This is a genomic window from Skermanella stibiiresistens SB22 (assembly GCF_000576635.1).
Lineage (GTDB): Bacteria > Pseudomonadota > Alphaproteobacteria > Azospirillales > Azospirillaceae > Skermanella > Skermanella stibiiresistens.
In genome coordinates this window covers 45,777-67,447 of record NZ_AVFL01000008.1, presented here as the reverse complement: position 1 = coordinate 67,447, position 21,671 = coordinate 45,777, and the positions used below count along the sequence as shown (strand labels likewise).

Below are 21,671 nucleotides of genomic sequence, written 5' to 3'. Positions count from 1 at the left end.
ACCTGGAATGACCGACGGGGCAGGGCGGCACGAGTCTCCGGCGGAGGACTGGCGATTCGCCACGGTTCCCGGCTCGGCTGGCGAGCGGCGCGATTTCCGGATCACGCTGGGGCTGCGCGAGGGCTGGAAGCGGACTGGCAGGATCTACGACATCGAGGAGGCCGTCCGCGCCGCCCATGACTGGATGAAGCGCAAGGCCGACGCCGGCCAGCCGTTCCTGTCCGGCATGTTCACCCGGGGCGAGGTGGTCTACGCCTGGCCAGGCGTCGAAGGCACCATGGGCTCCGCCGGCAGCGACCGCGAGCCGGTGGCGATCTTCACCGGCGAGGCCTTGCCCCTCTACAGCGGCGATCTCGACGACGACGCGATTTGCGCCCTGCTCAACGAACTGGCCTGTGAGATGGGGCGTTTGCTCGGCCAGGAGGATCTCCACCTCGCCTACAAGGATCGCGCCTGGGTGCTTCGGCGGGTGCTGGACTGACGATCGCGTTCGTCGACCGGGTCCCGGCTCAGGTTGACGTTTACAATGGGCGTGACCGATGTCTAAAAGGAGATTGGCGCCGAGCCCCATCGACGTCCCCCGACCGACACACCCCAACCGACCAGCCGATCCACGGGAGAGCTGAAATTGATGGCCGCACTCGATGTCCGGCCCGTCTTCTACGTGATCGGCAGCCTCCTGACGATCCTCGCGGTGGCGATGCTGGCGCCGATGCTGACCGATCTCGCCGTCGGCAGCGCCGACTGGCGGGTTTTCGGCACGGCTTCGGCGCTGACGCTGTTCTTCGGCGTGCTGATGCTGCTGACCAACTGGTCGCCACGCCTGACGCTGAACCTGCGGCAGACCTTCCTGCTGACCACGTTGAGCTGGGTGATCGTCTGCCTGTTCTCGGCGCTTCCGTTCATGTTCTCGGAGATCGGGCTCAGCTTGACCGACGCCTATTTCGAGGCGATGTCGGGCCTGACCACGACCGGATCGACCGTGATCGCGGGTCTCGACACGCTGCCGCCCGGACTGCTGCTGTGGCGGGCGCTGACCCAATGGCTGGGCGGCATCGGCATCGTCGCCATGGGCATCGCCATCCTGCCGTTCCTGCGCGTCGGCGGGATGCAGCTGTTCCGCTCGGAGTCGTCGGACCGCTCGGACAAGGTCGTGGCGCGCGCGTCCGACCTCGCGATCTGGCTCGGCTGGGTCTACCTGACCCTGACCATCATGACGACCGCAGGTCTCCGCCTCAGCGGCATGACGATGTTCGACGCGATCACCCACGCCATGGCGGCGGTCTCCACCGGCGGCTTCTCGACCCGCGACCCTTCAATCACCGCCTGGGGGAACGACGCCGTCGAATGGGTCCTGGTGGTGGCGATGATCGCCGGTGGCCTGCCCTTCGTCCGCTTCCTCAGCTTCGCCAAGGGCGATCCGCGGCCGTTGTGGCGCGATACCCAGGTTCGCTGGTACCTGGGATTCCTGGCGGTCGTCTCGGTGGCGATGGGTCTGTGGCTGGCGGTGCGGCAGGACATCGGCTGGTACGACGGCATCCGGCTGGCGACCTTCAATGTCGTCTCGGTCGTCACCACCACCGGCTTCGCGTCGGCCGACTACAATGATTGGGGACCGCTGGCACTGGCGGCCTTCCTGGTCCTGACCCTGGTCGGCGGCTGTACCGGATCGACCGCCGGCGGCATCAAGATCTTCCGGTTCGAGATCCTGTTCCTGGTGCTCAAGAAGCAACTCGTCCGGCTCTACAGCCCGAACCGCGTCTATCCCGTCACCTACAACGAGAAGATGGTCGACAACGACATCATGCTCTCTGTGATGAGTTTCGGCTTCGTCTTCATGGCGTTCCTGCTGGTCTTCACGATCGCCCTGGGTGCCGCGGGGCTGGACCTGCTGACGGCCCTGTCGGGCAGCGCCACGGCACTGGCCAATGTCGGCCCTGGTTTGGGTCCGATCATCGGACCGGTCGGCAACTTCGCGACGCTGCCGGATGTCGCCAAATGGATCCTGACCACCGGCATGCTGCTGGGCCGGCTGGAGTTCTTCACCGTGCTCGTCCTGATGAACCCGAACTTCTGGCGCGGCTAGGGCGCCACCATCGCGCCGGTGCCAAGCCCTTCCAGAAGCCTGCCTCCGCGCGACGCCAAGGCGTCGGCGCGGCCGCGGTCGCCGATCAGCTCCATCATCCGGATCGCCCCGGACAGGCGAGCCCTGGTTTGCCGGACCTCCGCGTCGGGCGCCCCGCGCCGCTCCAGGTCGCCGATCAGGGTGGCGGCGCCGCGCTCCAACTCCTCCTCGATCATCTTCAAGGCGCTTTCGACCATGCCGCCCAACCCCAGCGGTGCGGCAATCCGGGTACACCGCCGCAAGGCGCGGGCGTGCTCCTCCGCCTGGAGCGACCGCTCGGCCGAAACGTCGATCTCCAGCACGGCCGACAGGACGCGGGCCGGCGCCGTGTCGATGACATTGGACTGGATCATGCCGCGGACCACGCCGCGCACGGTCTGCAACCGGCTCGTCACCGAGTCGTCATAGGCTGAATCCAGGGCGCTGCCGGCCGAGATCAAGCCATCGACCAGGTTCTCCGCCAAGGAGACGGCGTCGCCGGGCCGGGCGGCCAGAGTCGCGTCGCTGGCCAGCCTGTGCGACCGCTGCTCCAGGTTCCGCACCACCATGGCGCCCAGCCTGGAGATGATCAGCGGCTTCTGGGCCCGCGTCAGCCGGCCGAAGTCCATGTCCTCAAGCCGCTGTAGCAGCGACGCCGGATTGGCGAGCCGTCCCGCCACCGCCAGCAGGATGGTGAGCGGCCTCGCCGGGTCGCGTCTCGCGGAAATCTCGACCTGCCGCTCGATCACCGCGATATCCGTCGCCGACAGATAGGCGATGGGCTTTTCCGGAAGCAACGTCTTCAACTCCTCGATCGTCTCCGCGCTGTCGAGGAAAGGCACGACGGACTCGATGTCCCGGCGCAACGTGGCGTCCAACCCCTGACCGTCCTCGGTGTCGGGGGTTTCCAGCCGGCGGGTCAACACCTCCGCCGCCGCCCGCCACAACTGGCGTCCGATGGCATGCTGGCCGGCGGAGTCGGTTGGATCCAGCGCCGCGTGATTGTGCTGAAGCAGGTTCATCAACTTCGGATCGACGTCGTTCTCGACCAGCCGCCAGACTGGGATGATCACGCGCCGCTGGACCCCTCCGATCGATCCATTGCGGCCACCGCCCTCCAGCACATCCTCGAACGGCAGGCACATCAGCCGCGTCAGGCTGGGCCTGCGCTGGGGGCGCACCTGGGTCAGGCGCGGCCGGATCGTCGCCAGGGTGTTCCGAACCTCCGGCCGCTCCTGGACCTGCTCCAGCAACTTGACGATTTCCCAAAATTTCGCGGCTGGAACGTCCAGCAGCCGCTTTTCCAATTCCCTGAGGTCGGTTCCCGAAGTCTTCATCCCGCTCACGCCTTGGCCCGCTCGATCAGCTGAATCATGACCATACCCTCGGTTGCCGGTCGGCCGACCCGCGCGGGGACCGCTGCTCCGGCATGGTGACCACGCACCGTCCAGTGGCGCCGTCCACTTCCGGCGGACGCCTTGGTCAACTAACGGAGTGTATAGGTCAAAACTTCCTCTAGTCTACAAGCGCTGGACTGATCGATAATCTTTTTATCGGGTTCGATAGGTGAGTGGGCGAGGAATTCGACAACTCTGGCGATCAGCGCGGGTCCGACCTCACCATCCAGCGACATGATCGATTCCGGGTGGAACTGCACGGCGGCGATCGGCAGGTCGCGATGCTCGATCGCCATGACGACTCCATCCTCGGCCAGCGCGGTGATCTCCAGATCGGCCGGCAAGGCCAACGTCTCCGCGAACAACGAATGATAGCGGCCGACGGTGAATTCGGTTGGCAGTCCCGCCAGCGTCCGCCCGCCGGCACGGCCACTCCCCGTCAGCCGCACCCGCGACGGTTTTCCGTGCATCGGCCGATCCAGTACCCCAAGGCGTCCGCCGAAATACTCCGCTATGCCCTGAAGGCCGAGACAGACGCCGAAGACCGGCACGTCCCGCGCCAGCGCCGCGTCGAGCGTCGCCGCGATGTCGAAATCGGCCGGCCGGCCGGGGCCAGGCGAGAGCACCAGCAGTTCCGGCCGTATCTCGGTCAGCCTCGCGCGAGCGGCATCCGGCCGCAGTGTCGTCACCTCGGCACCGGTCCGCCGGAAGTAGTCGCCCAGCGTGTGGACGAAGCTATCCTCGTGATCGACCAGCAGGACGCGCTTGCCGACCCCAAGCCGTGGCGCCTCTCCTAGGCCCGCGCGACCATCGCCTGGGACATGCCGGATCGCGGCGAACAGGGCGGATCCCTTCAGGCGGCATTCCGCGTCCTCCGCCTCCGGATCGCTGTCGAACAGCAGGGTGGCGCCGACCCTGACCTCGGCGACACCCTGGCGCAGCCGGATCGTTCGCAGCGTCAGCCCGGTGTTCATGCCGCCGTCGAAGGTCAGGCAGCCGATGGCGCCACCGTACCAACGGCGCGGCGACTTCTCGTTGCCCTCGACGAAGCTCATGGCATGCCGCTTGGGAGCACCCGTCACCGTCACGGCCCAGGTGTGGCTGAGGAAGCCGTCGAGCGCGTCGAAGCCGTCGCGCAGCGTTCCTTCCACATGATCGACCGTATGGATCAGCCTGGAATACAGCTCGACCTGCCGGCGGCCGATCACCCGGACCGAGCCGGGCTCGCAGATCCTGGACTTGTCGTTGCGGTCCACGTCGGTGCACATGGTCAGTTCCGACGCGTCCTTGGCCGAGTTGAGCAGGGTCAGGATCTGCGCCGCGTCGCCGATCGCGTCGGCGCCGCGCGCGATGGTCCCGGAGATCGGACAGGTCTCGATCCGGCGCCCCTCCACCCGCACGTACATTTCCGGCGACGCCGCCACCAGGAACTCACCCTCGCCCAGGTTGATCAAAGCCCCATAGGGCGACGGGTTGGCGGCCCTCAATCGGCGGAACAATGTGGCCGGTCCACTGGCCGATGGCTCGGAGAAGGTCTGGCTCAGCACCACCTCGAACAGGTCACCGCGCTTGAAGGCCTCGCGCGCCCGTTCCACGGCGGCGGCGTACTCGCCCGGCCCATGGTCGCTGGCGGTCACGCCATCATGGCCGGCGGGCGCCGCCACGTCGTACCGGGCGGGTGCCGTGGCCCGCGCCAGCCCATGGGTCCGTTCGCCCGAAGCCGTGAACTCGTAGTGGTGGATCGTGGCGCTGGCGCTGTGGTGATCGACCACCAGGATCTCGTCGGGCAGATAGAGGACGAGGTCGCGCTGGTCGTCGGCGCGCTCCAGCCGCTGGCGGATCGCCTCGAACTGGAAGGCCAAGTCGTAGCCGAACGCGCCGTACAGGCCGAGCGTGTGATCCTCATCCGACCCGAACAGGTCGGAGATCGCCCTCAGCACGGAGAAGACCGAAGGCTGCCGGCTGCGCTCCTCCTCGGCGAAACCCGCTTCCGCGACCCTCACGCGGCACTCGGCCAATCCCGGCGCCCGCCGCAGACGCTCCAAGGCGTCATGCCCCTCCAGCGCCTCGCCGATCGCCCGGACCAGCACACCTCCGCGCGGATTTAGAGCCTCGATGCTGATCGTCCGCTCCCGGGCGGTCAGCATCACCGGTGGATCGACGAAGCCCAGGTCCCAGCGGGTATAGCGTCCGGGATAGTCGAAGCTGGATGACAGCAGCGCGCCGCGCGAGCGTTCCAGCGCGTCGATCAGGGGCTCAACGGCATCCTGGTAGGGCTGTTGGATCAGGCGGCGCTCGATCCGGATGCCGCCGCGTGTCCGATAGGCGAGGGTGTCTCGGTGGTGGTCCATGGCCGTGGTGTCCGTTTGGTTGTCCGGCTGGTGGGGAGCTGCGGCGGATACCGAACGGAGTGTCCACGTCTTCTCGCGGAAAAGACGAAGGCCGCCCGGAACCCGCGGCGGCCTCGATGTCGATCCCGAAGATCGTCAACGCGTGTGGTTTGGCCGCCCGGTTACACGGGCCACCACCAACGCTGCGCTGCTGTGACGATCAAGGTGTTCATGAACTTGACGATGTCACGCCGCCCCGGCGCCGGTCAAGACCGATTCGGCCGCTTCGGCGGTCATGCCAGCGTGCCACATCGACACGCCGGTCCGCGGGCGGTACGACCATCAGTTCCTCGGTCCTCCGGAGCCCCCGTTGCAAAGTTTCAGCTATCGCCTCAAGAGACTCGGCATGGGCCTCGTGGTGCTGGACACGTCCTGGCGGATCACCGCCTGCGACGCCTTGGCCCGGCACCTGCTGGGACGCCAGCCGGCTCCGCTGCTGGGTCGGTCGATCCTGGACCTTCATCCGCCGCAAGTCCGCCAAAGGGTGGAATGGCTTCTCGAGTCCGCCGCACAAGGTCCCGCCAGTCTCCTGGTGTCGCTGCCCGACCGCACCATCCTGGTCCGCGTCGTGGCGCTGGAGGAGGGCGGGGGACTGGCCATGGCCCTGTTCGATCTCGGGGACGCGGACGCCACCGATCACCCGCGGGCGGCGGTTCCAGCCTCGCCGACACCCGGCGCCGATCCGGCGCCCGCGACCGCCGCGCTGGCGAAGGTGCCGATCACCCGCCACGACGGGGTGTTCCTGCTCGACCCCACCAAGGCTGTCAATTTCGAGGCGGCCGGCCACTACACCACGGTTGTCACCGCCGCTGGCCCGCTGTTCTGCGGCCTATCGCTCCGGAAGCTGGAGGAACGGCTGGAGGACAGCCGCTTCATCCGCGTCCACCGCAGCTACATCGTCAGCCTGAACCACGCCACCACCCTGGTCCGCGAGGATGGCAGGACGGCTTTGGTGATGGACGCGCCGGACAAGCCGCGCGTCCCGGTCGGGCGCAATCACATGGAACGGGTCCGCCAACGCCTGGGCCTTTGAATGCGGGACCTTCGAGGAAGAGGACCCTGACGTCCACGCCGCGCCAACGCCGTTCGCGCGACCGTGGCGCGGTTCGTTAGGAGCCGCTTCCAATCTCGGTGTGCCCAAGCAAATCCTGACGCCCGCACCCCCTATCCGGACACGCCAAGCCATGGACAACGATACCGCCACACCGGTCACCGACCGCTACACCAGCTTCGCCGGCATCGACTGTGCCGGTAACAGCCTGCGTCTGGTCCAGGCGATCCGCCGCCACATCGACGATCCGGCCAAGACCAACAAGTTCTGGGAAGCCTTCAAGATCAAGCTGGCCCACGCCGAACTTGAGCCGGACAGCCGCAAGGCCGACGAACTCTGCTTGCTATGCTCCCATGTCTGCTACCTGGACGAGCTATTCGAGGAACATGGCGACGAGGAAGGCTTGAGACTGCTGCGCGTGCTGGAGGTGGAGTGCTGCTGAGGCTGTTCAGGCGCCTCGCGTCGCCTGACTTCCGAGTCCAGGCGGTCGCCCAGCGCATCCTTGGTGACCTGCAAGTCGTAAGTGACTTGAAGATTTACCCAAAATCTTTCCGACATGTCGAAGTATAGCGACAGGCGCAACGCGATGTCGGCGGTGATGGCTCTGTTCCCATCCAAGATCGCGGTGACCCTGGTGAGTGGAACGCCAATATCCTTGGCCAGACTGTAAGCGGAGAGTTTCAGGGGCTCCAGAAATTCCTCCCGGAGGATTTCGCCGGGATGGATCGGCGGTAAGATGCTCCGCGCCTCGTCGTTCGACGTTTGGTGAGTAACGTCCGTATCCTTGCTTATGTATGCCGACATGTTTATGCGATATTTCCGTATAATGGATCCTCGGATCAAGTCCGAGGATGACGAGAGGGTAAGTTAACAGGGCTCGTGAATTTTTGCCGCAGATAGTCACACCAACAAACCGTCATCCTTGGACTTGATCCCAGGATCCATTATACTGGAGTGGTCCTAAAGGCCGTCTGCATTTATAAGGGCAAGAGCGACTATTTTCAAGTCAGCTACCCTGCGGGCTTGGAAGTAGGGTTGCAGCCTTCTCCACTGTTTCGAAGACAACGCCCGGCTAGGCATCGCCCGATAGCCGACGGCATTCCTTGAAAGGATTGCGTTCCCAAGACGAATTAGGATAACATGCCTAATCCAGCCGCTCCCGGAGCCCCCGCATGTCGTCCTCCCAAATCACCGCCGCCCCCAATCCCATCGACGTCCCGACCGGCTACACGCCGCTGTCGCTCCGGCACGAGGCCTTCGCCCGGCATGTCGCCTCCGGCGCCAGCTTCGCGCGGGCCGCCCGGATGGCGGGCTACGCCTGGAACAGCGCGCGCCAGACCGGATCGCGGCTGATGCGCGACCCAGGCATCGCCGCCCGCGTGGTCGAACTGTCCGCCGCCGAGGACCATCGCCGCCGGGCCGAACTGGACGAGTTGGCGGCCGCCGCCAAGCGCATCCTGCTCGACGCGATGGAGAAGCAGAACTTCTTCGCGGCACTGCGCGCCATCGACCGCATCACGACGTTGCGCGATCTGGAAGGCCAAGGGATCGACGCCCGCGCCGCCGCCTTCGACGCCGAACCCGACGATGGCGTCGAGACAGGCTCCACTTCCAGCATCGCCGAGCCCGAAGCCCTGTTCGAACCGCCGATGCCGCCCGCCATCCCCGCCCCGGTCGAACCCGCTCCCGACGACCCTGAAAGGGCGCACAGGAAGACGGTCAACGCCCGCAACCTGCACCAGCGCCGCTGCCTCGACCTGCTGACGACCCGCCACCCCGACATCCGCGCCCGCCTGCGCAGGCAAGAGGATGCGCACCTCTATTTCGACGACCACCTCCGCCTGCTGCCATCCAACCGGTGGCCGCAGCAGCCACAGGAGCCGCCCCAACGGCCGTCACGTCATGACGGATGATGACATAAGCGGCCATGATCCCGGGGGTGCCGCTCCGGGGACGGCGGCCGGAGAGTGGCACTCCCGCCCTTTCGTCGCGGCGTCTTCACCCCCCAACGCCCTCCGCCTGCGGCCCCGGTGCCAACCTCTTGCCATCCTCACCCGGCTGGGTGAACAGGTACGGGACGAAGCTTCGGTGGTGCTCGTCCACCGTCAGGTGGCTGCCGATCGGCGGGAACGCGCGTTGCTGGCAGTCCTCGCGCTCGCAGATGCGGCAGCTAACGCCGATCGGCACGGCGGCGTCGGCGTTGCTGATGTCGAGCCCAGCCGAATACACCACCTCGCTGGCATAGGCCGCCTCGCAGCCGAGCCCGATGGCGAACTGGCGGCTGGGCTTGAGATAGGCGCCGGCCCGCTTGGTGACGCTGCGGGCCACGCAGATATAGGCGACGTTGTCCGGCATGCGGGCGAGCTGCACCAGGATCTTTCCCGGTTGGGCGAAGGCCTCGTGGACGTTCCACAGCGGGCAGGCGCCGCCGAACCGGGCGAAGTGGAAGCGGGTGGCGCTGTGCCGTTTGGTGATGTTGCCGGCCATGTCGACGCGGACGAAGTAGAACGGCACTCCTCGGGCGCCCGGCCGCTGGAGCGTGCTCAGCCGGTGGCAAACCTGCTCGAAGCTGACGCCGAAGCGGCTTTGCAGTTGTTCGATGTCATGGCGCACCGCGCGCGCCTGCGCGGCGAAGGCCCGGTAGGGCATCACCAGCGCGCCGGCGAAATAGTTCGCCAGCCCGACGCGGCAGATCGAGCGCGCGTCGTCGGTGGTGAAATTGGCTTGGCCGATCAGCTGCTCGATCGTTTCGTTCTGGCCCAGCAGCGCGATCTGGTTGGCCAGATGGAAGGCCCGGCTGGGTCCGCTCAGCAGCGCCGAGAGATAGAGCGTCCCGCTCGCCGCGTCATAGCGGCGCATGGCGGTCTCGCCGTCATGGTCGGCCACGATCCTGACCCGGACATCGTGGCGGGCCTTCAGATGGGCCATGAGGTCGGTCTGCATGTCGGCGGCCCGGAACCCCTCCTGCTCCGACAGCCTCTCGGCGGCCTCGTCCAGCGGGCCGACATAGTTATTGGAATAGTGGAAGTAGTCGCGGACCTCCTCATAGGGGAATTGCGGTCCCGCCAGCGCCTGACCGCGCTCGTGGCTGGACAGCGTCTCGGCGAGCGACTGCACCCGCTCCTGCAGTTTTTGGTAGGCTTGGTGCAGCACCAGAGAGCGCCGCGCCAGTTCGGGCGAGGCGGCGGCGGCGTTGCGAAGTTCCGACATGGCGATGGCGCCGCCGGAGAACAGGGGATCGGCAAGGGCCTCCCGCAGGTCGGAGACCAGCCGGGCCTCCTCGTCCTCCACGAAGGTCGCGAGGTCGATCTCGAAGATCGTCGCGATTCGTAGCAGCACGGGCAGTGTCAAGGGACGCTGATTGTTTTCGATCTGATTCAGGTAGCTCGGCGACAATTCAAGCATTTTGGCAAGTGCCGCCTGCGTCAAAACGCGCTGTTCGCGCAGACGGCGCAGCTTGTAACCGAGAAAAAGCTTCTTTTGCATGCTAATCTATGCCGGATCTTCGCAAACTTCGCAGTCTCATCATCTCGTTCGGCGAAGCTTTTTGCAAGTTCGCTCTTTTGTTACGGGACAAACATTGCAACCCTGCCAAGGATGCAAATAAGGTGCGCTGCCGCTTTCGGATGCCGGGGCGGATCAAGGCGCGTGGTTTGCGGTGGCGTGGAACTGGGTATGCTTGGCGCACGGTGCGGTGTCGCGCCGGCCCATGCGGCACCAATGCCGGTTGAACGGGGGAAACGACTGATCATGCAGGAAGTTCTTGCGAAGCTCGAACAGATGCGCGCCGCGGCGCGGGCCGGTGGTGGCGAACGGCGGATCGAGGGCCAGCACGCCAAGGGCAAGCTGACCGCGCGCGAACGGCTGGAACTGTTGCTCGACGAAGGCTCGTTCGAGGAATGGGACATGTTCGTCGAGCATCGGTGCGCCGACTTCGGCATGCAGGAGCAGAAGGTGCCTGGCGACGGTGTCGTCACCGGCCATGGCACGGTCAACGGCCGGCTGGTCTTCGTGTTCTCGCAGGACTTCACCGTGTTCGGCGGTTCCCTGTCGGAAGCCCACGCCGAGAAGATTTGCAAGGTGATGGATCAGGCGCTCAAGGTCGGCGCTCCGGTCATCGGCCTCAACGACAGCGGCGGCGCCCGCATCCAGGAGGGTGTCGCCTCGCTCGGCGGCTACGCCGAGGTGTTCCAGCGCAACGTGATGGCGTCGGGCGTGGTCCCGCAGATCTCGCTGATCATGGGCCCCTGCGCCGGCGGCGCCGTCTACTCCCCCGCCATGACCGACTTCATCTTCATGGTGAAGGATAGCTCGTACATGTTCGTGACGGGTCCCGACGTGGTCAAGACCGTGACCCACGAGATCGTCACGGCCGAGGAACTGGGCGGCGCCGTCACCCACACCGCGAAGTCGGGCGTCGCCGACCTGGCGTTCGAGAACGATGTGGAGGCGCTGCTCCAGACCCGCCGCTTCATCGATTTCCTGCCGCTGTCCAACCGCGAGAAGCCGCCCGTCCGGGTGACCGCCGACCCGACCAACCGCGACGACTTCTCGCTCGACACGCTGGTTCCGGCCAACCCGAACAAGCCCTACGACATGAAGGAGCTGATCCTGAAGGTCGCGGACGAGGCCGACTTCTTCGAGATCCAGCCCGATTACGCCAAGAACATCATCACCGGATTCGCCCGGATCAATGGCGGCTCGGTCGGCATCGTCGCCAACCAGCCGGTGGTGCTGGCCGGCTGCCTGGACATCCAGTCGGCCATCAAAGCCGCCCGCTTCGTCCGCTTCTGCGACGCCTTCAACATCCCGATCGTGACCTTCGTCGACGTTCCGGGCTTCCTGCCGGGCACGGCGCAGGAATACAACGGCATCATCAAGCACGGCGCCAAGCTGCTGTTCGCCTACGCCGAGGCGACCGTCCCCAAGGTCACCGTCATCACCCGCAAGGCGTACGGTGGCGCCTACGACGTCATGGCGTCCAAGCACCTGCGCGGCGACGTCAACTACGCCTGGCCGACCGCCGAGATCGCGGTCATGGGGCCGAAGGGCGCGGTGGAGATCATCTTCCGGTCGGACATCGGCGACCCGGAGAAGATCGAGCAGCGGACCGAGGAATACCGCCAGAAGTTCGCCACCCCGTTCGTCGCCGGCAGCCGCGGCTATGTCGATGACGTGATCATGCCCCACGGAACCCGGCGCCGCGTCTCCAAGGCTCTCGCCATGCTGAGGAATAAGCAGCTCGAGAATCCCTGGAAGAAGCACGACAACCTCCCGCTCTGAAGGCGTGACCACCATGTTCACCAAAATTTTGATCGCCAACCGTGGTGAGATCGCCTGCCGCGTCATCAAGACCGCGCGCCGGATGGGCATCAAGACCGTCGCGGTCTACTCCGAGGCCGACTCTGCGGCGCTCCACGTCGAGATGGCCGACGAGAAGGTTCTGATCGGACCGGCGCCCTCCGCCCAGAGCTATCTGGTCGCCGACCGCATCATCGAGGCGTGCAAACGCACCGGCGCGCAGGCCGTTCATCCCGGCTACGGCTTCCTGTCCGAGAAGGCCGAGTTCTGCGAGGCGCTGAAGGCCAACGGCATCACCTTCATCGGTCCCGACGTCCGCGCCATCGGCGCCATGGGCGACAAGATTGAGTCGAAGAAACTGGCGCGCGACGCCGGCGTCAGCACGGTTCCCGGCTACCTGGGTGTCATCCCCGACGAGGAGGAGGCGGTCCGGATCGCCAAGGACATCGGCTATCCGGTGATGATCAAGGCGTCGGCCGGCGGCGGCGGCAAGGGGATGCGGGTCGCCTGGAACGACGACCAGGCGCGCGAGGGCTTCCGCTCCGCCACCAACGAGGCGCGCTCCAGCTTCGCCGACGACCGTGTCTTCGTCGAAAAGTACATCGAGCAGCCGCGCCACATCGAGATCCAGGTGCTGGGCGACGCCTTCGGCAACACCCTGTACCTGGGCGAGCGCGAATGCTCGATCCAGCGTCGCCACCAGAAGGTCATCGAGGAGGCACCGAGCCCCTTCATCGACCCCGCCACCCGTAAGGCGATGGGCGAGCAGGCGGTGGCCCTGGCCAAGGCGGTGGAATACAAGTCGGCCGGCACGGTCGAGTTCATCGTCGACGCCAACCGCAACTTCTACTTCCTCGAGATGAACACCCGGCTCCAGGTCGAGCATCCGGTCACCGAGATGGTCGTGGGGCTGGATCTCGTCGAGCAGATGATCCGCATCGCCGCCGGCGAGCGCCTGAAGCTCCAGCAAAGCGACGTCGAACTGAGCGGCTGGTCGATCGAGGCCCGCGTTTACGCCGAGGACCCGACCCGGGGATTCCTGCCCTCCACCGGCCGCCTGACCCGCTATGTGCCGCCGGCCGAGGACGCGCATACCCGTGTCGACACCGGCGTCTATGACGGCGGCGAGATCAGCATGTTCTACGACCCCATGATCGCCAAGCTGGTCAGCCGGGGCGCCGACCGCAACAGCGCCATCCACCACATGCGGGAAGCGCTGGACAAGTTCCAGATCCGCGGCGTCGCCCACAACATCAGCTTCCTGTCGGCGCTGATGAACCACTCGCGGTTCGTCGAAGGCCGCCTGACCACGAACTTCATCGCCGAGGAGTTCCCCGACGGCTTCCATGGGCTGTCGCTCGACACCGACACCAACGAAAGGCTGATGGCGGTCGCCGCCTCCGTCCAGCGTCAGGTCGAGGAGCGGGCAGGCACGATCAGTGGTCAGCAGTCCGGCGCCCGGCACGCGGTCGGACGCTGCTGGGTCGTGCGGACCGAGCGGACCAACCACGCCTGCACCGTCGACCCGGTCGACGACGGCTACGACGTGGTGTTCGGCGGCAAGCGGTTCGAGGTTCGCTCGGACTGGGAGATCGGCCAGCCGCTGTGGACAGGTACCGTCAACTACCGTCCGCTATCGATCCAGTTGGACCGCGCCGGCACCGGCTACCGGCTGATCCACGCCGGCGCCGAGATGAAGGCCCAGGTGCTGACGCCCCGGGCCGCTCAGCTCGCCGACCTGATGCCGGTCAAGCTGCCGCCCGACATGTCCAAGTTCCTGCTGTCGCCGATGCCGGGGTTGCTGGCCCGCGTCGCGGTGGAGGTCGGGCAGGAGGTCAAGGCCGGCCAGGAGCTCGCGGTGGTCGAAGCCATGAAGATGGAAAACCTGCTGCGCGCGGAACAGGACGGCAAGGTCGAGAAGATCCACGCGGCGCCGGGCAGCAGCCTCGCGGTCGATCAGATTATCATCGAATTCGCCTGACCGCCAACGACAAACACCTGAGTGAAGGTCCTCGACATGACGTCGTTCTCCCCGACCCACCCGACCCTGTTGAACACGCTGGCGCCCAGTCGCGGCATCATCCAGGCTGCGGGGTTCGCCATCGGCGGTAGCCTGCTGCTGGCCCTGTCCGCCAAGGCGCAGGTGCCGTTCTGGCCCGTTCCGATGACGTTGCAGAGCCTCGTGGTGATGATGCTCGGCATGGCCTACGGCAGCCGGCTCGCCATGGCGACCGTGTTGCTCTATCTGGCCGAGGCCGCGATGGGTCTGCCGGTGCTGGCGGGGGCCGGCGCCGGCATCGCCTACATGACCGGCCCGACCGCCGGCTATCTCGTCGGCTTCGTGCTGGCCGCTGGCCTGATCGGCTGGCTGGCCGAGCATAGCTGGGACCGCACCCCCGTCAAGGCTGTGGCCGCCATGTCGATCGGGCACGCCCTGCTGTTCATCCCCGGCGTCGCGTGGCTGGCGGTCCTGTTCGGCTTCGACAAGGCCATCGCGGTCGGCCTGGCGCCGTTCTACGCCGCGACCCTGCTGAAGACGGCGCTGGGCGCCGCGCTGATGCAGGCGGCTTGGACGGTGGTCGCCCGCCGCTCCCGCGACCGCGCCTGACCAGCCGGGCAGGGTGATGGGGCGCCTCCATTTAGGGGGCGCCCGTTTCCCGTTTCGGCCCAAGTCCCGGCACCCCCGCGTCATTCCCGCGCGGCGCGCGGCTGGCGTTCCAGGCGCAGGTGACCACCGCTCCGCCGATCTGTTAGTGTACCGTGCAAGAAATTCCGTCGAACAAGACGCTTAGACCGCCTCCGGAGGACTGTCCCATGGTCGATTTCCCCAAGAAGACGCTGGCCGACTGGACCGCGCTCGCCACCAAGGACACCGGCGGCGCCGCGCCGGACACGTTGGTGTGGGACACGCCGGAAGGCATTCCCGTCAAGCCGCTCTACACCGCCGATGACCTCGCCGGGCTGGAACTGGACACGCTGCCGGGCTTCGCGCCGTACACCCGCGGTCCCCGCGCCACGATGTACACCCACCGGCCCTGGACGATCCGGCAGTACGCCGGCTTCTCGACGGCGGAGGACAGCAACAGGTTCTACAAGCAGAACCTCGCCGCCGGGCAGATGGGCCTGTCCGTCGCCTTCGATCTGGCGACCCACCGCGGCTATGACAGCGACCATCCGCGCGTCGTCGGCGATGTCGGCAAGGCCGGTGTGGCGATCGACAGCGTCGAGGACATGAAGATCCTGTTCGCGGACATCCCGCTGGACAAGATGACCGTTTCGATGACCATGAACGGCGCCGTGCTGCCGGTGCTGGCCGGCTACATCGTCGCGGCGGAGGAGCAGGGCGTCAGCCAGGACAAGCTGGCCGGGACCATCCAGAACGACATCCTGAAAGAGTTCATGGTCCGCAACACCTACATCTATCCGCCGGCGCCCAGCATGCGGATCGTCGCAGACATCATCGAATACACGGCGCTCTACATGCCGCGCTTCAACTCGATCTCGATCAGCGGCTATCACATGCAGGAGGCCGGGGCGACCGCCGTCCAGGAATTGGCCTTCACGCTGGCCGACGGGCTGGAATATGTCCGCGCCGCCAAGTCCAAGGGCCTGAAGGTCGACCAGTTCGCCCCCCGCCTGTCGTTCTTCTTCGCCATCGGCATGAACTTCTTCATGGAGATCGCCAAGCTGCGCGCGGCGCGGCTGCTGTGGGCGCGCCTGATGCAGAAGCACTTCGAGCCGAAGGACGCCCGCTCGCTGGCGCTCCGCACCCACTGCCAGACCTCCGGCGTGTCGCTGACCGAGCAGGACCCCTACAACAACATCATCCGCACCACGGTGGAGGCGATGGCCGCCGTGCTGGGCGGTACCCAGTCGCTCCACACCAACGCCTATGACGAGGCGCTGGGCTTGCCGACCCAGTTCTCCGCCCGCATCGCGCGCAACACGCAGCTGATCGTGGCCGAGGAGACCGGCATTCCCAACGTGGTCGATCCCTTGGGCGGCTCCTACTACATCGAGGCGCTGACCAACTCGCTGGTCAGCCACGCCCAGGCTCTGATCGACGAGGTCGAGGGGTTGGGCGGCATGACCCACGCGGTCGAGAGCGGCATGCCGAAGCTGAAGATCGAGGAGGCCGCCGCCAAGCGCCAGGCCCGCATCGACCGGGCGGAGGAGGTCGTGGTCGGCGTCAACAAATACCGCGTCGCCAACCCTGAGAAGGTCGACGTGCTCGACATCGACAACACGGCGGTGCGCGAACAGCAGGTGGCCCGTCTCAAGACGATCCGTGCCAGCCGCGACGAGGCCGCGTGGCGGGCTTCGCTCGACGCGCTGACCGCGGCGGCCAAGGACGGCTCCGGCAACCTGCTCGACCTCGCGGTCAAGGCGACGCGGGCGCGGGCGACGGTTGGCGAGATTTCCGACGCGCTGGAAGCGGTGTTTACCCGCCATCGCGCGGTGATCCGCTCGGTCAGCGGCGTCTACGGCGCAGCCTACGAGGGCGACGCGGGCTTCGCCAGCATCCAGACGGAGGTCAAGGACTTCGCCGAGAAGGAGGGCCGTCGTCCCCGGATGCTGGTGGTCAAGATGGGCCAGGACGGTCACGACCGCGGCGCCAAGGTGATCGCCACCGCCTTCGCCGATATCGGGTTCGACGTCGATGTCGGTCCCCTGTTCCAAACCCCGGACGAGGCCGCCCGGCAGGCGATCGAGAACGACGTCCACGTCATCGGCGTCTCCAGCCAGGCCGCCGGCCACAAGACGCTGGTCCCGTCGCTGATCGAGGAACTGCGGAAGGCCGGTTCGGACGACATCGTGGTGGTGTGTGGCGGCGTTATCCCGCCGCAGGACTACGACTTCCTGCTCAAGTCAGGCGTCGCGGCGATCTACGGCCCAGGCACCAACATCCCCAAGGCGGCCCACGAGATCCTGGGCATCATCAGCCAGTAGGGGGCGAGGGAGGGGAGGGCCGGGCCGCGGCAAATCGGCCCGCTGGCCCGGCGATTGCGGCATCTCAAGGATGCCGCCGCCAGGACTCGCTACGGTGAGGTGTAATCGCCGTCGTTGGAGTGTCCACGTATGCGTATCGCCTTGACCAGCCTTGACCTGGAAACCGTCACCGCCCATGCCGGCCGCTGCCGCAGCTTCCTCGTCTACGAGGCGGAAGCGAGCGCCGAGCCGGTCAGGGTGGAGGATATCCGACTGGCGGAAGACCAGATCTTCCACGTGTTCGAGAGCGATGGGCCGCATCCGCTGGACGCGGTCACCGTGGTCATCACCGGCAACGCTCGGGAAAAGTTCATCCGGAAATGCGCCGGGCGCGGCATCCAGGCCGTCCTGACGTCGGAAACGGACCCGATCGCGGCGATCAAGGGCTTATTCGCTGGGACACTGCCCGCTCCAGCTCCCTTGCCGGATCAGTGCGACCACGAGCACTGAAATCCGATGGGGAGGTTATCCGACGGTGCGGCCAGCCAGGGTGGGGGGCGCGTCGCCGGGCCTCGGGGTGAAGACCGCCTGGGTGATGGCGCGCTCGATCTGCTCGCGGGTGAACGGCTTCTTGATCACCGGCCCCAGATAGTCCAAGCCGCGCTGCTTCAGTTCCTCGGCGAAAGCGGTGACGAAGATGATCGGCAGCGCCCGGGATTCGCGCAGCGCCTGGGCGGTCGTGATGCCGCTGCCGCCATGGGCCAGCCGCAGGTCCATCAGGGCCAAGCTGGGCTGGTTGGCGGCGGCGGCGGCCAGCGCCTCCTCCATCGTCGCGGCGGTGCCGCAGACCTTGTGACCCATCGCCAGGACCGTCTCGGTCAGGTCATAGGCGATGATGGCGTCGTCCTCGACGATCAGGATGTTGGCGACCAGCTGCTCGCGCATGGCGTTCTGGGCCCGGCCCAGCGCCTCGCGGATCTGTTCCACCGGCAGGTCCAGCACGTCGGCCGCCTGGCTGGTCGGCAGCTCCTCGAGGCTGACCAGCAGGAAGACGCGGCGCTCCAGTTCCGGCAAGGTCCCGAGCGCGGCCTCCATCGGGTGGCCGGCCTCGGTCGCCGCCGTCTTGCCGCCCGCGCCGCCCGTGGGGGCGTCGAACAGCGTGTTGAGCAGCGCGTAAAGCCGGCGCCGGGTGGCGACTTCCTCGTCGGCGTCCAGACGAAAGGTCACGGGGTCGCCCAAGGCGTCCTCCATCGCGCGCGTGACCAAATCGTCGCCGCGCGACGTGGAGCCGGTGAGCGCGCGCCCGTAGCGTCGCATGTACGGCAACTGAGCCATCAGTCTCCGGGCTTGCGCTTCCATATGTCCTCCGCAGGTCCCCTTCCGTTCCTTGAAGGGATGATGTCTGTTTATCCCGCGCGTGGAACGAATTCAAGCCGAGTACGCGAGTGTAGTCCGGGCTCTGACTTTTGAATAAGCACAAAGAGTAGTTCGGCGGTTGATGGTCTAGGCCGGCCCCGTGGGTAAGTCTTTCGGGATATGCCGCGCGGGTGCCTTCTTTGGAGAGGCGATTCGCCGCTGCCGTTCGCCCATGCCGTGTCTTTCCTTCCGTTTATAATCGTCCCGAAGATGGGGTGGCGGCAGTACTCATCCGAGCGTGTCCCCGTGGCACGGATGGGGAACACCGCGCAGGCATCGTCGTTGATGGGAGCCATCATGAATGTGAATGATAACGTCGGCGGGATCCGCACCGTGACCGTCTGGGACGTGCCGGTCCGTCTCTTCCACTGGACGCTCGTCGCCGCGGTGGCGACCTCCTGGGCGACGGCGGAACTCGGTCTGACGCGCGTTCATTTCGCCAGCGGATACGTCATCCTGATCCTGCTGCTGTTCCGTGTCACGTGGGGTGTCGTGGGCAGCCAGACCGCCCGCTTCGGCGACTTCCTCAAGGGTCCGGCGGCGGCGTTGCGCCATCTGCGGGAGCTTCGCGCCGTGGGGCCAGGGGCTCATCCGGTGCTCGGGCACAATCCCCTCGGAGGATGGATGGTCGCGGCTCTGTTGACCGTCCTGCTGGTTCAGGCTGGCACCGGCCTCTTCACCAGCGACGACATCCTGGTCGACGGTCCTCTCGTGGCCCATGTCGCCGGTTCGACCGTCAAGCTGTCGAGCACCATTCACCGGCTGCTCTTCAACCTGATCGCGGTCATGATCCTGATCCATGTCGGCGTGATCGTCGCCTATCTCAAGCTGCGTGGGCAAAACCTGATCAGGCCGATGGTGACGGGGGTGAAGGCCGTGCCACCCGGTGTCACGGTCGAAGCCCCTCGCCAAGCCAGCCTCGTCTGGGCGGCGCTTGTCGCCGCCATGGCTGTGGGATTGGTCTTTGCCCTGATCAAGGCGGCCTGAGCAGGGCGCTGGTGTGTTCACCCCAACGCCAAGCCCGAGGCCCCTGCGTCATTCGGAGCGGTAGCTGTCGTGGCACGCCTTGCAGGTTCCGCCGACGGCGCCGAACTGCTTCTGCACGGCGGATTTGTCGCCCGAGCCGACCAGTTGAACCAGCTTGGCCGTTTCGGCCTCGAAAGCTCCCGCCTTGGCCGTGAAGTCCGCGTTGTTCGTCCAGATCGCCGGCTTCGCCTTGGTCTCTCCCTTGTCCGATCCAGGAGGGAACAGCGCGGGCACCCGCTTCGCGAAGTCCGCCATCGCCTGCGCCGGGGCGGCGATGCCACCGAGATCGGCGCCGTCCTCGAAGATCTTCTTGATGGCGCCCATGGCCTTCTTGTTGGCCTCGAAACCTTCCTTGCGGGTCTTCAAGGGGTCGTCCGACGCGTTGACACCGCCGGACAGCGCCGCCGTGCCGATCAGGAGCGCTCCAGCCAGGGTCGCCAGGGTGGTGAAACCGTTTTTCCGCATGTTTCTCACTCGCCGCATCGTGATGTTCTTTCCGTCGCGCGGAGAATTTCGAGACCCGCGACAGTTGTCAACGAGGTGTTCCAGATCCCTTCTTGCGAGTGGTTCGCGACATGCCCGAAAGTGTTCGTTACCTGTCCGGAACCATGCTGGGGACCGGCGGGTTATCCCACCGAAATGCGAGACCTTTTGCTGCTCACTCCCACGGTCCCCCATCCGGCCAGCACGGGCGCTTCCATGCGCGCCTGGCGCATTCTGCGTCACTTATCCGGGACCTACCGGGTCCATCTCGGCTGCTTCGCGGACGACTCGATCGATCGACGGCGTGAAGGTTTCGTGCGCCAGTTCTGCCATGGCGCCTTCTTCGCGCGCTGCGATGCCCCGGTGACGCGGGGGAAGGGAGCCGCTGGCCTGCTTGGTCTTGGGCGACCCTCGCGATTGGGCCAGGACGCAGGCCTGTCGGCCTGGGTTGAGAGAATCTGGAATGAGCGGCGGCCGACCCGTGTCCTGGCGCTCTGCGCGGCCATGGCGCCCTACGCGCTGATGCGGCCCGACTTTCCCGCCCGCCGGGTGCTCGACCGGGCCGATATCGACGGCGATCAGGAATTGGCGCCGGCGATCGACCTGAAGCGGCCCAGTCTGGCGATCTGGCGGTGGCTGCAGATACGCGAACTGAGGGCGATGCTGCTGCTGGACCAGCATCGGCTGGCGCCGTGGGACGCCAGCCTGCTGAACTCGGCCCGCGCGGTGGCTACCCTCCGCGAGATGTTTCCCGAGATCGCCGGTCGGATCCACCATGTTCCCGATGGCATCGACACCGTGCGCTTCGCGCCCAATGACGGCCAGCATGCCGCTCCCTTGCCATACGGTGGTCGGTCGATCCTGATGGCGGGCCCCCTCGACAGCCAAGCCGACGCGGACGCGGCCAAGTGGTTCGCGCGGGAAGTTTTGCCCCGCGTCAGGGCTGTGGCGCCGGATTGCCGGTTGATCCTGACTTCGGGCGAACCGACTCCGGCGATGCGTTACCCGGCGACCTGCCCGGGAGTGACACTCGCGACGGGGGTGCGCGACATTCGACCTTGGATCGCCCACGCCTCGGTGGTGGTCGCTCCCCAAGGGACGCCCAAATCGCGGTTGGTGCTGGAGGCGATGGCGATGGCTCGGCCGGTGGTCGCCGCTCCCGCCGCGTTGGGCGACGCGCGCGAGCGGGTCGAGCGCGACCTTTGGCTCGCCGAAGGAGCGACGGACTTCGGCCATGCCGTGCTGGCGGCACTGCATCCGACGCTCGGCCCGTCGGTTGGGCGCGCCGCCCGCGCGCGCATCCTGGCAACCCACTCGTGGGAGGCGGGATTGACGCGGCTCGACGCCGTTCTCGAAGGGCGCGCCTTCGCGATACCGGCGCGCACCCACACCATGTCCCGAGGCTGATCTCGGGTCATGGGTTTGTGCGTCGCGGCATGTCGCCGCACCTCCTTCGCTGCGACGCAACATGTTTGGTATAGGCGGGCATCGGGACTTCGGCCATGCTATAGCCCGTGTGCGGGCGGATAACGGTGCCAGGGCGATTCGGGCGGTGATGACGCGGCCGGCATGGA

General features: G+C 66.6%; 18 protein-coding genes. 12 read left to right on the top strand and 6 right to left on the bottom strand.

Annotated elements, in window-relative coordinates; genetic code table 11:
• Positions 1-7: 7 nt before the first annotated feature.
• Complete coding sequence (locus N825_RS12670) at positions 8-481, top strand: hypothetical protein (RefSeq protein WP_037452000.1); 474 nt, start codon at positions 8-10, stop codon at positions 479-481.
• Between the two features lie 150 nt (positions 482-631).
• Positions 632-2,086 (top strand): TrkH family potassium uptake protein, encoded by a 1,455-nt coding sequence (locus N825_RS12665; RefSeq protein ID WP_037451997.1) that lies wholly within the window; start codon positions 632-634, stop codon positions 2,084-2,086.
• On the opposite strand, the gene N825_RS12660 is transcribed toward N825_RS12665, so the two are convergent.
• Both N825_RS12660 and N825_RS12655 read right to left on the bottom strand, forming a co-directional pair.
• Positions 2,083-3,441, bottom strand: a complete 1,359-nt coding sequence (locus N825_RS12660) for a hypothetical protein (protein ID WP_051512242.1) — start codon at positions 3,439-3,441, stop codon at positions 2,083-2,085. The genes N825_RS12665 and N825_RS12660 overlap by 4 nt on opposite strands.
• Before the next feature lie 149 nt (positions 3,442-3,590).
• Positions 3,591-5,852, bottom strand: a complete 2,262-nt coding sequence (locus N825_RS12655; protein ID WP_051512240.1) for an anthranilate synthase — start codon at positions 5,850-5,852, stop codon at positions 3,591-3,593.
• Between the two features lie 349 nt (positions 5,853-6,201).
• Here N825_RS12655 and N825_RS12650 point away from each other — a divergent pair, with 349 nt between their 5' ends.
• Together N825_RS12650 and cowN are read left to right on the top strand one after the other, a co-directional pair.
• Positions 6,202-6,924, top strand: a complete 723-nt coding sequence (locus N825_RS12650; protein WP_198038307.1) for a PAS domain-containing transcriptional regulator — start codon at positions 6,202-6,204, stop codon at positions 6,922-6,924.
• A gap of 151 nt (positions 6,925-7,075) precedes the next feature.
• Positions 7,076-7,384, top strand: coding sequence for a N(2)-fixation sustaining protein CowN (gene cowN, locus N825_RS12645; protein WP_037451990.1), 309 nt, complete (start codon positions 7,076-7,078; stop codon positions 7,382-7,384).
• Here the strand turns inward: cowN and N825_RS37880 are convergent.
• Positions 7,303-7,746 (bottom strand): HigA family addiction module antitoxin, encoded by a 444-nt coding sequence (locus tag N825_RS37880; protein ID WP_084164688.1) that lies wholly within the window; start codon positions 7,744-7,746, stop codon positions 7,303-7,305. The genes cowN and N825_RS37880 overlap by 82 nt on opposite strands.
• A gap of 368 nt (positions 7,747-8,114) precedes the next feature.
• On the opposite strand from N825_RS37880, the gene N825_RS12635 reads away from it, so the two are divergent.
• Positions 8,115-8,855 (top strand): terminase small subunit, encoded by a 741-nt coding sequence (locus N825_RS12635; protein ID WP_037451987.1) that lies wholly within the window; start codon positions 8,115-8,117, stop codon positions 8,853-8,855.
• An 85-nt stretch (positions 8,856-8,940) separates the two neighbouring features.
• On the opposite strand, the gene N825_RS12630 is transcribed toward N825_RS12635, so the two are convergent.
• Positions 8,941-10,428 carry a helix-turn-helix domain-containing protein gene (locus tag N825_RS12630; protein ID WP_051512239.1) on the bottom strand — a complete coding sequence of 496 codons (1,488 nt, stop codon included), beginning with the start codon at positions 10,426-10,428 and terminating at the stop codon, positions 8,941-8,943.
• 264 nt (positions 10,429-10,692) lie between these two features.
• Between N825_RS12630 and N825_RS12625 the strand changes: the two genes are divergently transcribed.
• The 5 genes from N825_RS12625 (at position 10,693) to N825_RS12605 (ending at position 17,682) form a co-directional block, all read left to right on the top strand.
• Positions 10,693-12,225: an acyl-CoA carboxylase subunit beta gene (locus N825_RS12625; protein WP_037451984.1), complete on the top strand. Its 1,533-nt coding sequence runs from the start codon at positions 10,693-10,695 to the stop codon at positions 12,223-12,225.
• A 13-nt stretch (positions 12,226-12,238) separates the two neighbouring features.
• The gene (locus N825_RS12620; protein WP_037452420.1) at positions 12,239-14,224 is read left to right on the top strand and encodes an acetyl-CoA carboxylase biotin carboxylase subunit; all 1,986 of its coding nucleotides are present in this window, start codon (positions 12,239-12,241) and stop codon (positions 14,222-14,224) included.
• A gap of 36 nt (positions 14,225-14,260) precedes the next feature.
• Complete coding sequence (locus N825_RS12615) at positions 14,261-14,851, top strand: biotin transporter BioY (RefSeq protein ID WP_051512319.1); 591 nt, start codon at positions 14,261-14,263, stop codon at positions 14,849-14,851.
• A gap of 206 nt (positions 14,852-15,057) precedes the next feature.
• The gene (gene scpA, locus N825_RS12610) at positions 15,058-17,193 is read left to right on the top strand and encodes a methylmalonyl-CoA mutase (RefSeq protein WP_037451981.1); all 2,136 of its coding nucleotides are present in this window, start codon (positions 15,058-15,060) and stop codon (positions 17,191-17,193) included.
• 129 nt (positions 17,194-17,322) lie between these two features.
• Positions 17,323-17,682: a NifB/NifX family molybdenum-iron cluster-binding protein gene (locus tag N825_RS12605; RefSeq protein WP_037451979.1), complete on the top strand. Its 360-nt coding sequence runs from the start codon at positions 17,323-17,325 to the stop codon at positions 17,680-17,682.
• Between the two features lie 15 nt (positions 17,683-17,697).
• On the opposite strand, the gene N825_RS12600 is transcribed toward N825_RS12605, so the two are convergent.
• Complete coding sequence (locus N825_RS12600) at positions 17,698-18,507, bottom strand: PhyR family response regulator anti-anti-sigma factor (RefSeq protein WP_245613094.1); 810 nt, start codon at positions 18,505-18,507, stop codon at positions 17,698-17,700.
• A gap of 378 nt (positions 18,508-18,885) precedes the next feature.
• Here N825_RS12600 and N825_RS12595 point away from each other — a divergent pair, with 378 nt between their 5' ends.
• Entirely contained in the window at positions 18,886-19,575 is a 690-nt protein-coding gene (locus tag N825_RS12595) for a cytochrome b/b6 domain-containing protein (protein ID WP_037452415.1), read from the top strand.
• Between the two features lie 48 nt (positions 19,576-19,623).
• Here N825_RS12595 and N825_RS12590 read toward each other — a convergent pair whose 3' ends face one another.
• On the bottom strand, positions 19,624-20,079 hold the full coding sequence (locus N825_RS12590) for a c-type cytochrome (protein WP_037451975.1): 456 nt from the start codon (positions 20,077-20,079) through the stop codon (positions 19,624-19,626).
• Positions 20,080-20,313: 234 nt separating this feature from the next.
• Between N825_RS12590 and N825_RS12585 the strand changes: the two genes are divergently transcribed.
• Complete coding sequence (locus N825_RS12585) at positions 20,314-21,504, top strand: glycosyltransferase (protein WP_037451973.1); 1,191 nt, start codon at positions 20,314-20,316, stop codon at positions 21,502-21,504.
• The last annotated feature ends 167 nt before the right edge of the window (positions 21,505-21,671 follow it).

What these genes read in the sequence shown, in the direction of transcription:
- N825_RS12670 (WP_037452000.1), top strand. Translation starts at nt 8, where the DNA reads ATGACCGACGGGGCAGGGCGGCACGAGTCTCCGGCGGAGGACTGGCGA.
- N825_RS12665 (WP_037451997.1), top strand. Translation starts at nt 632, where the DNA reads ATGGCCGCACTCGATGTCCGGCCCGTCTTCTACGTGATCGGCAGCCTC.
- N825_RS12660 (WP_051512242.1), bottom strand. Translation starts at nt 3,441, where the DNA reads ATGAAGACTTCGGGAACCGACCTCAGGGAATTGGAAAAGCGGCTGCTG.
- N825_RS12655 (WP_051512240.1), bottom strand. Translation starts at nt 5,852, where the DNA reads ATGGACCACCACCGAGACACCCTCGCCTATCGGACACGCGGCGGCATC.
- cowN (WP_037451990.1), top strand. Translation starts at nt 7,076, where the DNA reads ATGGACAACGATACCGCCACACCGGTCACCGACCGCTACACCAGCTTC.
- N825_RS37880 (WP_084164688.1), bottom strand. Translation starts at nt 7,746, where the DNA reads ATGTCGGCATACATAAGCAAGGATACGGACGTTACTCACCAAACGTCG.
- N825_RS12635 (WP_037451987.1), top strand. Translation starts at nt 8,115, where the DNA reads ATGTCGTCCTCCCAAATCACCGCCGCCCCCAATCCCATCGACGTCCCG.
- N825_RS12630 (WP_051512239.1), bottom strand. Translation starts at nt 10,428, where the DNA reads ATGCAAAAGAAGCTTTTTCTCGGTTACAAGCTGCGCCGTCTGCGCGAA.
- N825_RS12625 (WP_037451984.1), top strand. Translation starts at nt 10,693, where the DNA reads ATGCAGGAAGTTCTTGCGAAGCTCGAACAGATGCGCGCCGCGGCGCGG.
- N825_RS12620 (WP_037452420.1), top strand. Translation starts at nt 12,239, where the DNA reads ATGTTCACCAAAATTTTGATCGCCAACCGTGGTGAGATCGCCTGCCGC.
- N825_RS12615 (WP_051512319.1), top strand. Translation starts at nt 14,261, where the DNA reads ATGACGTCGTTCTCCCCGACCCACCCGACCCTGTTGAACACGCTGGCG.
- scpA (WP_037451981.1), top strand. Translation starts at nt 15,058, where the DNA reads ATGGTCGATTTCCCCAAGAAGACGCTGGCCGACTGGACCGCGCTCGCC.
- N825_RS12605 (WP_037451979.1), top strand. Translation starts at nt 17,323, where the DNA reads ATGCGTATCGCCTTGACCAGCCTTGACCTGGAAACCGTCACCGCCCAT.
- N825_RS12600 (WP_245613094.1), bottom strand. Translation starts at nt 18,507, where the DNA reads ATGGCTCAGTTGCCGTACATGCGACGCTACGGGCGCGCGCTCACCGGC.
- N825_RS12595 (WP_037452415.1), top strand. Translation starts at nt 18,886, where the DNA reads ATGAATGTGAATGATAACGTCGGCGGGATCCGCACCGTGACCGTCTGG.
- N825_RS12590 (WP_037451975.1), bottom strand. Translation starts at nt 20,079, where the DNA reads ATGCGGAAAAACGGTTTCACCACCCTGGCGACCCTGGCTGGAGCGCTC.
- N825_RS12585 (WP_037451973.1), top strand. Translation starts at nt 20,314, where the DNA reads ATGCGCGCCTGGCGCATTCTGCGTCACTTATCCGGGACCTACCGGGTC.